Origin of the sequence: Mucilaginibacter achroorhodeus, from assembly GCF_007846095.1 — a bacterium.
GTDB lineage: Bacteria > Bacteroidota > Bacteroidia > Sphingobacteriales > Sphingobacteriaceae > Mucilaginibacter > Mucilaginibacter achroorhodeus.
The window spans coordinates 376,558-391,558 of the sequence record NZ_VOEI01000002.1 but is presented as its reverse complement, the minus strand read 5'-3'; the positions used below and the strand labels follow the sequence as shown (position 1 = coordinate 391,558).

At 38.5% G+C, this 15,001-nt stretch carries 14 protein-coding genes; 10 read left to right on the top strand and 4 right to left on the bottom strand.

What is annotated here, in order from left to right:
* The first annotated feature begins 46 nt into the window (after nucleotides 1-46).
* The 9 genes from FPZ42_RS07650 to FPZ42_RS07610 all read left to right on the top strand — a co-directional run bounded on the left by FPZ42_RS07650 (nucleotide 47) and on the right by FPZ42_RS07610 (nucleotide 8,078).
* Nucleotides 47-583 (top strand): hypothetical protein, encoded by a 537-nt coding sequence (locus tag FPZ42_RS07650; RefSeq protein ID WP_186458714.1) that lies wholly within the window; start codon nucleotides 47-49, stop codon nucleotides 581-583.
* Between the two features lie 146 nt (nucleotides 584-729).
* Entirely contained in the window at nucleotides 730-1,053 is a 324-nt protein-coding gene (locus FPZ42_RS07645) for a hypothetical protein (protein ID WP_146269994.1), read from the top strand.
* Nucleotides 1,053-2,906 (top strand): hypothetical protein, encoded by a 1,854-nt coding sequence (locus FPZ42_RS07640; RefSeq protein ID WP_146269992.1) that lies wholly within the window; start codon nucleotides 1,053-1,055, stop codon nucleotides 2,904-2,906. The genes FPZ42_RS07645 and FPZ42_RS07640 overlap by 1 nt, the downstream gene beginning before the upstream one ends.
* Nucleotides 2,906-3,481 (top strand): DUF6712 family protein, encoded by a 576-nt coding sequence (locus FPZ42_RS07635; RefSeq protein ID WP_146269990.1) that lies wholly within the window; start codon nucleotides 2,906-2,908, stop codon nucleotides 3,479-3,481. The genes FPZ42_RS07640 and FPZ42_RS07635 overlap by 1 nt, the downstream gene beginning before the upstream one ends.
* Nucleotides 3,481-4,248 (top strand): hypothetical protein, encoded by a 768-nt coding sequence (locus tag FPZ42_RS07630; protein WP_146269988.1) that lies wholly within the window; start codon nucleotides 3,481-3,483, stop codon nucleotides 4,246-4,248. Before FPZ42_RS07635 ends, FPZ42_RS07630 begins: the two co-directional genes overlap by 1 nt.
* A 10-nt stretch (nucleotides 4,249-4,258) precedes the next feature.
* Nucleotides 4,259-5,434 (top strand): collagen-like triple helix repeat-containing protein, encoded by a 1,176-nt coding sequence (locus FPZ42_RS07625; RefSeq protein WP_146269986.1) that lies wholly within the window; start codon nucleotides 4,259-4,261, stop codon nucleotides 5,432-5,434.
* 23 nt (nucleotides 5,435-5,457) lie between these two features.
* On the top strand, nucleotides 5,458-5,916 hold the full coding sequence (locus FPZ42_RS07620) for a phage holin family protein (protein ID WP_146269984.1): 459 nt from the start codon (nucleotides 5,458-5,460) through the stop codon (nucleotides 5,914-5,916).
* A gap of 75 nt (nucleotides 5,917-5,991) precedes the next feature.
* The gene (locus FPZ42_RS07615) at nucleotides 5,992-6,993 is read left to right on the top strand and encodes an adenine-specific methyltransferase EcoRI family protein (protein WP_146269982.1); all 1,002 of its coding nucleotides are present in this window, start codon (nucleotides 5,992-5,994) and stop codon (nucleotides 6,991-6,993) included.
* Nucleotides 6,994-6,995: 2 nt separating this feature from the next.
* On the top strand, nucleotides 6,996-8,078 hold the full coding sequence (locus FPZ42_RS07610; RefSeq protein ID WP_146269980.1) for an HNH endonuclease family protein: 1,083 nt from the start codon (nucleotides 6,996-6,998) through the stop codon (nucleotides 8,076-8,078).
* Nucleotides 8,079-8,137: 59 nt separating this feature from the next.
* Here the strand turns inward: FPZ42_RS07610 and FPZ42_RS19450 are convergent, their stop codons facing one another.
* The 3 genes from FPZ42_RS19450 to FPZ42_RS07595 form a co-directional block, all read right to left on the bottom strand.
* Nucleotides 8,138-9,763: a DNA modification methylase gene (locus FPZ42_RS19450; RefSeq protein ID WP_146269978.1), complete on the bottom strand. Its 1,626-nt coding sequence runs from the start codon at nucleotides 9,761-9,763 to the stop codon at nucleotides 8,138-8,140.
* Between the two features lie 300 nt (nucleotides 9,764-10,063).
* Nucleotides 10,064-11,170, bottom strand: a complete 1,107-nt coding sequence (locus tag FPZ42_RS07600) for a ComEC/Rec2 family competence protein (RefSeq protein WP_146269976.1) — start codon at nucleotides 11,168-11,170, stop codon at nucleotides 10,064-10,066.
* A gap of 60 nt (nucleotides 11,171-11,230) precedes the next feature.
* A complete protein-coding gene (locus FPZ42_RS07595; protein WP_146269974.1) occupies nucleotides 11,231-11,566 on the bottom strand; it encodes a MerR family transcriptional regulator in 336 nt (111 codons plus the stop codon).
* Between the two features lie 130 nt (nucleotides 11,567-11,696).
* Here FPZ42_RS07595 and alaS point away from each other — a divergent pair, with 130 nt between their 5' ends.
* Nucleotides 11,697-14,336 carry an alanine--tRNA ligase gene (gene alaS, locus FPZ42_RS07590; RefSeq protein WP_146269972.1) on the top strand — a complete coding sequence of 880 codons (2,640 nt, stop codon included), beginning with the start codon at nucleotides 11,697-11,699 and terminating at the stop codon, nucleotides 14,334-14,336.
* Nucleotides 14,337-14,369: 33 nt separating this feature from the next.
* Here the strand turns inward: alaS and FPZ42_RS19170 are convergent, their stop codons facing one another.
* Nucleotides 14,370-14,945, bottom strand: a complete 576-nt coding sequence (locus FPZ42_RS19170) for a hypothetical protein (RefSeq protein ID WP_186458713.1) — start codon at nucleotides 14,943-14,945, stop codon at nucleotides 14,370-14,372.
* Between the last annotated feature and the right edge of the window lie 56 nt (nucleotides 14,946-15,001).

Sequence of the window (15,001 nt, the reverse complement as noted above, 5' to 3'; positions counted from 1 at the left end):
AAAAGGGGCTGTCTAAAGCTCCTTTTCAAAAAAATAAAACATTCAAATGGCTTCATGTAGTTCATTAGTTGCGTTAAGCAAAGAATGCGGAAAAAACGTCCGTGCTGGTCTTAACAGTGACGTATATTTAATAAGCTATGAGGACTTGGCATATATAGCTGGCTCAACAGAGAAGTACACTTCGACTCAAGGGTTAATCAGCGCGATTGGTGTAACGGCATCAAGTAAATTCGTAAAATATGGCACGTTAGTAAATCAGGCTTCTATAAAAGAAGATTACACCTATACAGAAACAAGTGGTGTATTTGACATTGTGAAGGAGCTTACATTCACACTAACAAATTTAGGTTCAGTAGATGCGAGAGCAGCTGTAACCAATTTGATAGCAAATCCAGTAGCTGCTTTGGTTAAGTTAAAAACAGGTACTTGGATAGCATTTGGTCTTAATGGTCAATTTATGGCTAAAACAATCGCCGGTACTGTTGATACAGCATCAAATGGTAGGGTAGTAACACTTTCGGGTTCTGACACTGAATTTATTCAACCAGTTGATCCGACTATTATCGCTTCACTCATAGCATAATCAGTTCTTGATTCTTAAAACCCTTTGGCAATCTCACCAAAGGGTTTTTTATTGATACATAAACATAATATATACAAGAAACTAATACGATGATTCTAATAGATAAATCAAAGTTATCACAGCTTATCATCCTTACTGTTTCGGAATTGGCAACGATTGAAAATCCTAAGTATTTGATGGTGGTACAATCCGATGCTTTGAGAACGTTCTTTAGATTTCATTTGCCTGATAATGAATCACAGTATCTATCAAGATTTGATTCATTTACAATGCTCACAAGTCAGTTCGAAAAGCTTGTGCCTGGCTTTTACTCATACTCAATTTATGAATTTAGTCACGATGTACAAATTACTGATGATGTTGATTTAGGTAAGTCATTAGAATCAGGGAAATTATTAGTTAAGGGCGAAATCGAGCAAGTAGAGATTATTAGCCCTATAAGAAATGATAGCTACTTGATTTATCACTAATGCAAAATAATGATGTAAAATTTATAGAGTTTAATAGACGTCCAACACCTCAACCAATTGAGAGGAAACAAGGTAACGGTGATGACAAACCGACTTACTGGGGCGAAGATAACTTATATCCAAACTTCTTATTACAGCTATATGGAGAGGTACCATTACATCAGTCTATCACCACATCAAAGGTTGATTATTTAATTGGTGATGGATTGGTTACTAAATCTGATGGTAAATTGGCGAAGTTTGATATTAGTATTTCTGACAGCCTCGAAGAAATAGTTCAAAAGATAACATTCGACTATGTAATCTTTAATTTTTTCGCTGTTGAAGTTCAATATAATCTTTTAAATAAACCATTCCGGTTCAATCACATACCAGCCCATTTCATTAGAGCTAATAAATCAAAAACCAAATTTTGGGTGTGTGATGATTGGCAGGCTAAGAAACAGGTGTTGACTTATGATAGATGGATTCGCGGTCAAAATGAAGATGGTAAGTCTAAAGTGTTTTTCTATCAAGGTTATGTACCATCGGCCAACAACGTGTATCCAGAGGTAAAATATAAATCAGCCATTACAAGTATGGTTACTGAAATGCTGGTTAATGATTTCAATAAAAACTCATTAGAAGATGGTTTCTCGGCTGCTCACATCATATCTTTTTTCAAAGGCATTCCGACATCTGATGATGCAAGGCAATTTGAGAAAAAATTCGGTGAAAGATATTCGGGTGTAAACGGACTAAAATATATTATCAATTATAACAACACAGAAGATAAAGGTGTAGCTGTTGATTCTATAGCCAGTGAAGATTATGCAAGTAAGTTAGTTGAGGTTAATAAGAAAATAGAAACCAATATTCTTACAGCTCATCAAATTACGTCTCCTATAATGTTTGGAATAAAAACAGAAGGTCAGTTGGGTGGGGCAACTGAAATCGAGACTGCTTATGAATTATTCAAAAACATTTATGTCAAAAATAACAGAAACATCATTGAGACAGGTTTGAACAAGTTATTCTCTGATGCTGGCATTGAAACAGTAGAATTTAAAGATAAAACTAATCTGTTTACTACTTCATTAGATGCCACAACACGCCAAAAAGTATTGACTATTGATGAGTTAAGAGCGTTGGATGGAAAAACTGCATTGACTAATGGTGAAGGTCTTAAACTAATCGGTTCAACTACATCAACTACTGCTACCAGTTCTTTGACCAAATTTACTTTATCAAAAACAGATGAAAGGTACAAAACAGGGAGAATATTAGTTGAAGAGGATTTCGAGTCAGTAAAACATTTAGGAACATCAAAATCTGATTTCTCGATATTGGACACGGCAGAGAATTTTAAATCTGCTGCACTGCAGTTCGATGATGATAAGGACATTGAAAATTATTTAATGGACAATGATTTGGATGGTAAAACCTTAACTGAAATCAAAGCTGCTATCAGAAAAGATTTAGGAATCGCGATTACAGTGGCAGATTTAGAGATAAAAATTTCGAAGCTTACCGATGCTGGGATTATTGAAAGTGATGTCAAGGACGGTAAAGTAAACAAGATAAAATCAGTAGATAAAGGTGGCCGTACTGTTGAAGTAATGTATGACTATCAGGTTAAGGTTGGCTATGGAGCACCACTTATTTCTACATCAAGAGGTTTCTGTGTGAAGTTAATTGAGAATGATAGGTTATATACACGAGAGGACATCCAAACGATGTCATCAATTTTTGGATATGATGTTTTTACACATTCAGGTGGTTGGTACACCAATCCTGACACTGGAAATGCGGAGAATCAATGTAGACACCAGTGGGTAATGCAGCGTGTCATAAAAAAACAAGCTAATGCATAATGAGAAAAATCCAGTTTTTAACGGTGCAGGAATTAATTGATAGTTCACCAGTTCAAACTAATGTAGATGAGAAAATCTTAAATCAGTCTATTCTCGAATTTCAGGAACTTGAATTGGAGCAGATTTTAGGTAAATCTCTATATCAAAGACTTAACAATGTATTAGTAAGCGGTGCAACCATTGATGATTATACTTACAGTGTCGCTGATGAAATGCTTTTTGCTAAAATAAAACCTGTCATGTTATATGGCGCATTGCTTTACTCATTAGCACCACTTCATTTTAAAATCACTAATAAGGGCATCCAAAAGCTTACTGATACTAATTCACAAACCGGTGATAGAACTGACATTGAATCATTGAGAGCAAGTTACACTTTCAAGCTTGACAGATACAAAGCTCTATTAGTTGATTACCTCGCTAATGATGATGACCCAGACACCAACGCTCAGTGTGATATTGATACATCGTTTGGAATTTCAGGAATTGCCATCCCCGATAATTCATTCAACGAAGATGAATATTATAAATCATCTGCTTACAAGACAGGCTATTACAGGAGGTTCATCTATTAATGATTACTATCAACCAATACATAAGAACTATTGAGAGCTTCTTTTTGCAACATCATCAAATTAATACTGTGAAATGCAGTGACGAGTTTGACTTCAATGCTGATAGCAAGATTGTTTATCCTGTAGCGCATTGTGAGTATATAACTCAAAACATCAATGGAAATAGCATCGCTCATCAGTTTGAGATTATCATCGCTGACCTGTTTGACCCGAAGATTAATGATGCTGCTTTAGAGATTTACAATGATTGTAACCTAATAGCAACTGATTTCATTGACTGGTTTGCTAATCAAACTGATGACTTTGAGATAAATGAAAATATTACTGTCCAAAAATTTACTGATGGAAACGTGGACAAAGTTGGCGGATGTGTTTTTGTTGCCACATTTACACAGTTCAGAGAAGCTAACAAGTGTATAATCCCTATTGAGGCTAATACAACAGATCCTGTGTCACCTGATGCACCCAAAATGTTTTATGGTGTAATTAGTCATCTACCAACTTGGAGCGATTTGGTGACGTTAAATTCAACAAATGAGATGACAGTTTTACTTAATACTGGTGCGAATAAAATGTTTGCTGTGGCTGTATTAAATGATTTTTCGATTGTCAGCATTAATGACATAAGTGCATCTGATTTGCTGTTAAATCAAGTTTATCAACCAATGGGGCAGTTAACTGATAGTTACGTTATTTATGATTTATATGTAATGCAACAAGCAATTAATTATTCGGAGAATCATATCCATCGAATAACGATAAAATAAAGAAGTATGAATGTTAGGCGAAGAAAGACCTATAGGAATAAAGTTAACCAACGGTGGAAATGTAGACTGGTTCTATGGTGGTGGTAATATTGCTTACTCAAGCAAATATGAGGTGTTTACTACTATTCCACCAATTGTCAGGCAGGGTAAAACTGTAGGTGTTTTTGAGAGCGGAAAAATAGTTGAATACTGGTTTGCCTCTGGAACTACTGAAGCTGATTTGATATTGAAAAATTTATCTACTGGCGATGGAAACGGCTCACAGGGTCCACAAGGTGAAAGGGGTGCTATTGGTGTTACTGGAGCTACTGGTTCGACAGGATTTCAAGGTGTACAGGGCATTATGGGAGCGACCGGAGCAATTGGATTTCAAGGTTCTCAAGGGTTGCAAGGATTTCAAGGCTTTCAAGGTTCTATAGGCTTGCAAGGAAGTCAAGGTGTTCAAGGTATTCAAGGTTATATTGGTGCAACAGGAAGTCAAGGCGTTCAAGGTTTTCAAGGTAACACTGGGGCAACTGGTACCCAAGGAATGCAAGGATTGCAAGGATTGCAAGGATTTCAAGGAAATGTAGGCGCAACAGGAAATCAAGGTGTACAAGGTTTTCAAGGTGCGATAGGTTCACAAGGTAATCAAGGTGTAGCCGGTGCAACGGGGCCACAAGGTTTGCAGGGTGCAACTGGGTCAAGTGGTGCAAGTATAACTGGTACATTCTTTCATGCACCGTTGGGTGTATTTCCAAATTCGAAAGATGCATCAGAGGGGCACGGAGCAAATGTCATTGTGGTAACAAAATTTTATTTACCATTCACTCTTTTGGTAAATAAATTATCAACGCATATAACTACACCAGGTGCAGCCGGCGCGACAGTTCAAATGGGTGTGTATTCAGAAGCTGGTAATAGACTTACTTACACAACACCATCAGCAGCATCAAATGTTGGATTAATCGAAGCTAATGTAGTAACGCCAATTACATTATCACCAGGGTTTTATTGGTCTGCATGGGTTCCAACGGATAATACAGTATTAGCCTATGGCACATTCAACAGTGGTAGCGGTTTCTTTAGAAATACTGTTTTACTGGGAGATGCAACTAATACCGTATCAGGTGGAGTTATGCCACCAACATTAGGAACTATTAATAATACAGGTAACAACTGCCAAGTGGTGTTACTTTCTACATAATCAAACAAACATCATCCTCAAACATGGACTTCATACTACATCTATTTAAAAAAATTTTCAGCTATGGATGGAAGCTGCAGTTGGCTTTTCTTCTTTACTTAACACCTATTCAGGGATATTTACTTTGCGTTTATATTCTGCTGTTTATTGACCTCATTAGTGGGGTTTATAAAGCTCTTATAGCTAAACAGAAAATCACCAGTAAGAGATTACGAGATACAATCGTAAAATACTTTTTCTATTCTTTGGCAATTTACATCGGCTTTGAAATAGATTTGAAAATCTTGCAAACTGAAACTGATTTTTATTTAAGTAGATTGATTGGCGGTACTATAGCAATGATTGAGGCTTACTCAATTTTAGAAAACATCAGTGTTATAACCGGGACAAATATTTTGGAGACGATAAAGAACAAGCTGGCAGATTATATAAATTCTAAAATAAAATTGCCAGATGTAAATCCAAATGATAAAGCTGAATAAGGTGCCGAATAGTTATTTTCTCGTTTATCCTTCCAATTATTTTATATTACTTTTACCATCAAATATTAATATTTGATGGAAAGTAAGTCTTCTAATAAAAACCTAACCGTAGCTAGAAATTCCAAAAAAGATGAGTTTTATACACAACTTTCAGACATTGAAAAAGAGTTAAATCATTATAAGGAACACTTTAGAGACAAGGTCGTTCTATGTAATTGTGATGACCCGCGAGTAAGTAATTTTTTCCATTTCTTTTCTTACAATTTTGAACAATTAGGCTTAAAAAAACTGATAGCTACTTGTTATAAAAATCAAAATGCCGACTTATTTAGTGAGAACAATTCTGAAAGAGCTATTTATTTGGAATATGAAGGCGATAAGAATGGAAACAAAATTCCAGATCCGGAGGAAATCGGAATAAAATATTTGAATGGAGACGGTGATTTTAGAAGTCGTGAATGCATTGAACTTCTCAAACAAGCTGACATCGTGGTTACAAATCCACCATTCTCGCTTTTTAGAGAATATGTAGCTCAATTGATAGAATATAATAAGAAATTTGTGATAGTCGGACATCAGAACGCTATTTCCTATGTCGATATTTTTAGACTTATTAAAGAGAATAAAATTTGGTTGGGTTACGGATTTAACGGTGGGGCAGCCCATTTCATAAATCGACATTACGAAAACTATGCGACGGCGGGTGACCACAAAGAAGGAATGATTAGAGTTTCAGGCGTCACTTGGTTTACAAATTTAGAAATTAAAAAGCGTCATGAAGATTTGATTCTATACAAGTCTTTTTATGGCAATGAGAGTGAATATCCTAAATACGACTATTATGATGCAATCAATTGTGATAAGACTAAGGATATACCAATGGACTATAAAGGTTATATAGGTGTTCCCATAACATATTTAGACAAGTATAATCCCGAGCAATTTGAAATTGTGGATGCTATCGGAAGGTATAGTCTAATTCATGGCGCTACTAAGGAAACCAAAGGCAAGTACCTGACCAAAATTAACGGGGAAAAGACTTATGCCCGGGTAATTATTAGAAATAAGAAGTTGTAATTATGAAGATTGAGCTTAAAGAAGTTGCTGTCAAAGAATTAATTAGAGGTTATGAAGACAATAATGAAAACGGTGTGGTTGGCTTTGATGGAAAATTAGACATTCGACCACCTTATCAGCGTGAGTTTATCTATGGAGAAAAAGAACGTAGGGCGGTAATTGATACTTTGCAGAAGGATTTTCCATTGAATGTTATGTACTGGGCTGTTAGAGAAGATGGTGGGTTTGAAGTCATAGATGGACAACAAAGAACACTATCAATTTGCCAGTATGTTAATGGTGATTTTTCAGTTGAAGGATTAGGTTTTCACAATCTTCAAAATGACAAACAAGAGCAAATATTGAATTATAAACTTATGGTTTATTTCTGCTCCGGCACTGATAGTGAAAAATTAGAATGGTTTAAAACAATTAACATTGCCGGCAAGCCACTGTTTGACCAAGAATTAAGGAACGCTGTATATTCAGGGTCTTGGGTTTCTGACGCAAAAAGATATTTCAGTAAAACCGGCTGTGCTGCATATGGTCTTGGTAGTGATTATATGAATGGGTCACCTATTAGACAAGAGTATTTAGAGACTGCAATCGATTGGATATCTAATGGTGACATTCGGGGTTATATGTCGGCTCACCAACACGATTCCAACGCATCTGCTTTATGGTTGTACTTCCAATCAGTTATAACTTGGGTTAAATCAACTTTCACCATTAAACGTAAGTTTATGAAGGGCGTTGATTGGGGAAGTCTTTATAATAAATATAAAGACGTAGTGTACGACACTAAAGCAATTGAGGCAGAAACTGCTAAACTAATAGCAGATGATGACGTAGAAAACAAAAAGGGTATTTATCCATACATTCTTGGTCGCGATGAAAGATATTTGGGTATCAGAGCATTCTCTGATAGCATGAAGATGAAAGTTTATGAAAGGCAAAATGGTATTTGTGTGAAGTGTGGTAAAAGTTTTAAATTTTCTGAAATGGAAGGTGACCATATTACACCATGGCACGAGGGTGGTAAAACTATCGAATCGAACTTGCAGATGTTGTGCAAAGACGATAATAGGAGAAAGTCAGGAAAGTAATTGTTTTGGTGTGTTAATGATAATGCCCCGAACGGTGATAGTATCGGGGCATTATTTTTTTATGCTGCTTCGCAAATTGCTTGTGAAGTAAACTGTTTGATACTCAAGTCAAAATTATCTGGGTTCAATTCTATACCAATGTACTTTCTATCAAGAGCAGTAGCGCAAACACCAGTGGTTCCTGATCCACTGAAAATGTCAAGTACAACATCGCCTGGCCTTGATGTCAATAGAATAGGTAAAATTGGTAGATAGCTTGGCATTAAAGCAGGATGGTCAACTCCACCAAGTGCAGTCACCTCTCTTTGGCGAACTGCGGCATTATGACCTTTGATGACGTTTTCAACGTCTTGAGCATCCATGAAATCCTTTAATCTAAAATATGGCCTACTTAGAGTGTAACCACTTTCTTTTTTACCTGTCTGTTTAGTGTTTCTGTCATTGGGGCCAGATACGATTCTTATTTCGCTGTCAGTGCTAACCCTTACTTCATTGTAGTAGTAAGTAGTTGTATCAAGTACGAAATGAAAAATCTTTTCGTAAGTTGGTTTTAACTTCCTTTCATTAGAAATAGGGATTGAATTTGTTTTAGCCCATACTATTTCATTCACTAATTTTAAATTTAAACGTTCTGCAATAGCCAGTGCAACTTTTGCGGGAACCATTTGAGAACAACCATCTTTGTAAGACTCACCTATGTTTAAGAAAAATGAACCATCTTTTTTAAGTACTCTCTTGACTTCTTTTAGATGCTCTATAAGAGCATCTACATATTGATTAACCGAACTTTCTAATCCCAGTTCGTTTTCACCATTGTTATAAACTCTTAAACCAGAGTATGGGGGAGATGTGAAAACAACGTTTACCGATTCATCTTCAAGTATATTGGTCAAGTCAAAACATGACTGGTTGTATAGTTTAACATCATCAGTAATGAAGGCAGGTCTAAAATTGGGTGCCGATATATTTACAACGTTATCCTCTTTGTTATTTGCATGATTGAAGGATGGTAACCGAGGTGCAATCACCTTATTAAAAGATACAATCTTGCCTACAATTCTTTCGGTCTCTAATGATGGTTTGATAGCTATCATCATAGAATGAGCCCTGTCAATTGATAGATTTTTTTCAATCATCGTTTCTATAAACTCAATCTTTTTATGTGCCGGAGATAACCTTTCAAACTGAACTATTTCCCAAAGTTTACGAAGTGTTGATCCAGATATGCCACCTATAATTCGAGCTGCTTTTTCAAACCGATTACCTTTACCTAATACATTATCATATTCTTTCAGTAAGTCGTTTCGTTGGCCTTGATTCTTACCAATAAGGTCTAAAAGGATTTCAGCCTCATTTATCTTTTCTGTTAAAGATTTAGTTCTATGTTGATTGCTGAATACTGCAATGAGAGCCTGATTTGAATTATCAGTGTCAACAATTATAACATCCAAATACTCTATACCCGCATTTAAAGCAGCTTTGAACCTACGGCCACCAGAGCGAATTTTTAAATTAGAATCCACAGTGATAGGCTGTAGTTGCCCCACTTGTAACATAGATTGCCCCAGTTCCTCAATCGCATCAATATCGTTATATGTATAGATTTTGTTAAGAACATCGTCTAATGATAAATCAGCTGTTTTTACTTTAATTACTGTGTTCGCTTGAATAAAATTCTTTTTCATGTTCTAAATTTTTGAACACTCACTTCTTGTTATTTACAGTAAGTGTTGATTAAAAAAATAGAAGTAGGTATTCAGCCTTATTTGGCTCGAGAAGTTCTTCTTTTTTCTCGAATCTTACATCAGACAGCGCTATCGTAATGTGCGATTAATTATGTGTCTTTCGACGGCAACAAAGGTAATGGGAGTATTTATTGTGGGCAATAGGGCGAAATTCAAACACACGAAAACCGAGACACCTTATCGAGACACCAATAAAATAAAAAATATTTTATCTATTGTATATCAGTTATTTAACTGCTTTTATACAGCTATATACTCATGTTGAAATCCCACATCAGCAACCCAGTAGGGGTTGTAAAGTAATAGCACAAAAGCCGATACCGCGAGGATATTTAAATTGCTAACATGCCTGCTGTAGGTTCTGCCAGCAATAACAAAAGTGATCATCAACGCAGCGCGACAGACAGCAGGGGAAAATCCTGTTAGCAATGCGTAGAGCCAAATCGCAAAGATGATAATTGTCGCTCTCAATATCTTTTCCCGAGGGCGATATAAGAAACCGAATATGTAAACAAGCAATCCATATAAAATTGCAACGTGCCCGCCCGACACCGATAAAATATGTATAGTGCCGGTTTTGGAATATGCCTGCATCACCTCGTTACTCAGGTCGGCTTTGTAACCAAGTACCAACGTTGAAGCTACGGCAATGGCTGTGGTGTCGCGCATGTTTAACGCAAGCTTCCGTACCAGTTGCTGGCGGATATCCAATGCTTTTGCGATAATCGGGTTACCTTTACCAGCATCTACAATTCGGTATTGCTTAGGATATAGATAAGCTTGGTAATAGATGTTCTTATTGGCCAGGTATTGCTTGTAATTAAACTCACCGGGATTATAAGGCGGCTCAACCGCAGTGTAATTTGAAGGAACCAACAACTGTTCACCATAGAAAAGATTTTTTGCCAGTTCATCCTTGATACTGATCAGCAGCGTTCCGCTTGCCGGATGATGTTCTTTGCCATTAACGGTAGATACTACATCCGCCGTAAACCGAACTATATCATTTTTAACCACGGGCTCTGATGCAATATTCACTAATAAGAACGAAGCCTTTTGCGTGCTAAAGTGGTTTTGGCCGCGCAATTCATTGTGTTGGATTGTTAAGTACCAACCTGCAGCTAACAACATAGGCAGGATAAGCAAACCGCCTATCCAATTATATCTGTAAACCTTCAGCTTTTTATAAAAGACGTTCAGCGCAGCAAAAAGCAAGCTTATAAATATGCCGCTGTATAAAATCCAGTTAATATCAACTTGCGGAAAAATGATAGCACAACCTATCCCCGCCATAAATGGCAATAACAATATTAAAAATGGGATCTGGCCTTTATGGCTAGCAATCATTTACTGTGCGGACAATATGATAAGGTATCGCCGCAATAAAAATAAGCGTTCTGCTGGTGATTACAATTCGTTGCGCACTTCCAGCAAAAACTTTTTAAGGTTTTCAAGCGAATCTATAACGCGCTGGTTATCGCGTACGTTGCCATTATCATTTTTAAGCTGGTCTTTGGCGCCCTGCAAAGTGTAACCTTTATCGCGGATAAGATGGAAAATGATCTTCAGGTTCTCAATATCCTCGGGCGTAAAGTAGCGGTTGCCTTTCTTGTTTTTCTTGGGGGTAAGAACATCAAACTCTTTCTCGTAAAAACGGATGAGTGATTGATTAACATCAAACATGGCCGATACCTCGCCCATGGTATAGTACATTTTAGTGATGTCGCGTTCTTTATATGGCATACGCAAATGTAATATTTTGCAGATGAAGTCCGCAAGGTTAGAAGACCGAAAGTCGGGAAGTCGCTCTGTAAAAGTTTTTGTTACTTTCGGACTTCTGACTTTCCGACTTTCGGACTACATTTGCACCACTATGACCGCTTCTGAAATACGCAAAGCTTTTCTTGATTTTTTCGTGTCAAAAGGCCACATTATTGTGCCCAGCGCACCTATTGTTGTAAAAAACGACCCTACGCTGATGTTCACCAACGCAGGTATGAACCAGTTTAAAGATATTTTTTTAGGCGAAGCACCGGCGAAGGCTCCACGCGTGGCAGACACGCAACGCTGCCTGCGCGTTAGCGGTAAACACAACGACCTGGAAGAGGTGGGTGTTGACACCTATCACCATACCATGTTTGAGATGCTGGGTAACTGGAGCTTTGGCAACTACTTTAAAAAAGATGCAATCGCCTGGAGTTGGGAGTTGCTGACAGAAGTTTATAAACTCCCTAAAGACCGCCTATATGTTACCTATTTTGAAGGCGACCAAAAAGAAGGCCTTGAAAAAGATACCGAAACCTACGACCTGTGGAAACAGTTTGTAGACGAAAGTCATATCCTCGCCGGAAACAAAAAAGATAACTTTTGGGAAATGGGCGAGACCGGTCCTTGTGGCTCTTGTTCTGAGATCCACTTTGATAGTCGCCCGGATAGTGAGCGCGCAGAGGTTGATGGTGCTACATTAGTAAACGCCGACCATGACCAGGTTATTGAGATATGGAACAACGTGTTTATGCAGTTTAATCGCGTTAAAGACGGTTCGCTACATCAGTTACCTGCCAAGCACGTGGATACCGGTATGGGCTTTGAACGTCTGGTACGCGTTCTACAAGGCAAAACATCTAATTACGATACCGATGTTTTCTTGCCATTGATTGATTTTATTGCTCAAAAAAGCGGCAAGAAATATAATAGCGCTGCAAAACCGGGTGATGAAGATTGGGCTGCTGCCGTAGCGATGCGAGTGCTGGCAGATCACGTGCGCGCGGTAAGTTTTACGATTGCAGATGGGCAGTTACCGGCAAGTAACAAGGCCGGTTACGTTATCCGCAGGATCTTACGCCGTGCCGTGCGTTACAGCTATCAGACCTTGGGTTTTAAAGAGCCATTCTTTTATCAACTGGTGCCTTTATTAGCCGAGCAATTTAAAGGCGTGTTTAACGAATTGTATTCGCAAAAGGATTTTGTGCAGAAGGTAGTTTTAGAAGAGGAGACGGCTTTCTTACGTACATTATCTGCGGGGATCCAAAAATTTACTGAAGTTTTAAACGTAAGTGCTGATAATGTAATTGGTGGTCAAGCTGCCTTTGAGCTTTCAGACACATTCGGTTTTCCAATTGATTTGACCGAGCTTATGGCTCGTGAAAAAGGCTGGACGGTTGATACTACTGGCTTTGAAGCCGCTTTACAGGAACAAAAAACACGTTCACGTGCAGCCACGGCCATTGATACAGGCGATTGGGTAGTCATAAAAGATGACGAATCGGTAGAGTTTACCGGATATGACGAAACGGAAACGGTTGCGCATATTGTTAAATATCGTAAGGTATCTGCAAAAGGTAAAGACCAATATCAAATCGTTCTCGATAAAACGCCATTTTACGCGGAGAGCGGCGGCCAGGTAGGTGACAAGGGTGAGCTGGTTTTCCCGGATGGTGAGATCATTGATGTAACCGATACAAAAAAGGAGAACGGTTTGATCGTTCACTTTACAGATAAGATCCCGGCTAATCCCGCCGATGCTTTAACAGCAATTGTTGATACACAGCGCAGGCACAGTATCGAAAGTAACCATACGGCTACCCACCTGATGCACGCTGCCATGAAACAGGTTTTAGGCACTCACGTAAATCAAAAGGGTTCGTTAGTTAACAATGAATACCTGCGTTTCGACTTTTCGCACTTTACGAAGGTTACCGATGAGGAGATCGCAAAAATAGAGTCTATCGTTAACGAGAAGATACGTGAGAATATCGCATTAAAAGAAGAACGCAGCGTACTTTATGCTGAAGCTATCCAAACTGGTGTTACAGCTTTGTTTGGTGAAAAATACGGTGAATATGTGCGTGTTATAACTTTCGATGATAATTTCAGCAAAGAGCTTTGCGGTGGTACGCACGTTAAAGCAACCGGGCAGATCGCTTATTTTAAAATTATTGCAGAGAGTGCTGTTGCTGCAGGTGTACGCCGTATTGAAGCGATTACCGGCGCCGCTGCGGATGCTTACATCAATCAGCAAAGCCAGTTGCTTAACCAGGTAAAAGAGCTGCTTAAAAATCCTAAGGACATTGCCAAAAGCATCGAAAGCCTGCTTGAGGAAAATGCTAAACTAAAAAAGGAGATCGAAAAATCCATCCTTGAAAAATCATCAGGTTTAAAAGATGAGTTGGCTAAAAAAGCACAAGAAATCAATGGTGTCAATTTTATAGCTGAGCGTGTGGAGCTACCTAATGCTGATGCTATAAAAAACCTTGCTTACAATCTCAAAGACATTGTACCTAATCTTTACCTTGTTTTAGCAGCCGAGATAAACGGAAAGCCGAACATAACGGTAATGATAGCCGATAACTTGGTTAAGGAGAAGGGCTTACATGCTGGCAACATTGTTAAAGAGCTTGCTAAAGAAGTAAAAGGCGGCGGGGGCGGTCAGCCGTTCTTCGCCACTGCCGGAGGTAGTGACGCAAGTGGCCTGAATAACGCTTTAGAAAAAGCTAAAAACTTTATATCATAAAAAAAATGGGCTGCTATTGCAGCCCATTTTTTATTAGTGATGTCCTCTGCCGTGGCCTGGGCCACCATGTCCCGGTCCGCCCGGACCATGACCCGGTCCACCGGGCCCGTGACCCGGACCCCAACCTTTAGGGCCTCTGCCGGGACCACCAGGTCCCCAGCCTTTAGGACCGCGGCCGCGCGGGCCTCTGGTTATATAAGTTACGTTATTCACTACTCTGCCTGGGCGATAATAACGGTCTCTAACAATAACGTTCTTTACACCCCGGTAGCGCGCATATCTTACACGGTCCGTTTCAAAGTAACGATATGGCCTGTCGCGGTACATCGCCACTTTGTAGCCATTATTAATGTTGTAGTAATTATACTGAGCAGGTAGGCTTCGTCTCCAAACCCAATTGCCGCCATCCATGTAAATGTATTGATGTGTTGGCACGTAATAATAACTGTTTACATCCGGCAGGTAATAATAGCTGGCATCAGCGTATGTAGCTGGCGGGTTCCAGGTGCCAATATTAACGTTAAGGCTTACCTGCGCCTTTGTTTGTGTGGCGAGTGAAGCGAGGCCTATTACCCCGGCAAGCACTCCTAAAAATTTGGTCTTCGTCATATCAATTGGATCTTCTTTAATTGTTGTGTTATGAAATGGACATCTCATTAAATAAA

Bases quoted from the DNA above. Each gene is read 5' to 3' on its own strand.
- FPZ42_RS07650 (WP_186458714.1), top strand. From the start codon at position 47: ATGGCTTCATGTAGTTCATTAGTTGCGTTAAGCAAAGAATGCGGAAAA.
- FPZ42_RS07640 (WP_146269992.1), top strand. From the start codon at position 1,053: ATGCAAAATAATGATGTAAAATTTATAGAGTTTAATAGACGTCCAACA.
- FPZ42_RS07635 (WP_146269990.1), top strand. From the start codon at position 2,906: ATGAGAAAAATCCAGTTTTTAACGGTGCAGGAATTAATTGATAGTTCA.
- FPZ42_RS07630 (WP_146269988.1), top strand. From the start codon at position 3,481: ATGATTACTATCAACCAATACATAAGAACTATTGAGAGCTTCTTTTTG.
- FPZ42_RS07625 (WP_146269986.1), top strand. From the start codon at position 4,259: ATGTTAGGCGAAGAAAGACCTATAGGAATAAAGTTAACCAACGGTGGA.
- FPZ42_RS07620 (WP_146269984.1), top strand. From the start codon at position 5,458: ATGGACTTCATACTACATCTATTTAAAAAAATTTTCAGCTATGGATGG.
- FPZ42_RS07615 (WP_146269982.1), top strand. From the start codon at position 5,992: ATGGAAAGTAAGTCTTCTAATAAAAACCTAACCGTAGCTAGAAATTCC.
- FPZ42_RS07610 (WP_146269980.1), top strand. From the start codon at position 6,996: ATGAAGATTGAGCTTAAAGAAGTTGCTGTCAAAGAATTAATTAGAGGT.
- FPZ42_RS19450 (WP_146269978.1), bottom strand. From the start codon at position 9,763: ATGAAAAAGAATTTTATTCAAGCGAACACAGTAATTAAAGTAAAAACA.
- FPZ42_RS07600 (WP_146269976.1), bottom strand. From the start codon at position 11,170: ATGATTGCTAGCCATAAAGGCCAGATCCCATTTTTAATATTGTTATTG.
- FPZ42_RS07595 (WP_146269974.1), bottom strand. From the start codon at position 11,566: ATGCCATATAAAGAACGCGACATCACTAAAATGTACTATACCATGGGC.
- alaS (WP_146269972.1), top strand. From the start codon at position 11,697: ATGACCGCTTCTGAAATACGCAAAGCTTTTCTTGATTTTTTCGTGTCA.
- FPZ42_RS19170 (WP_186458713.1), bottom strand. From the start codon at position 14,945: ATGACGAAGACCAAATTTTTAGGAGTGCTTGCCGGGGTAATAGGCCTC.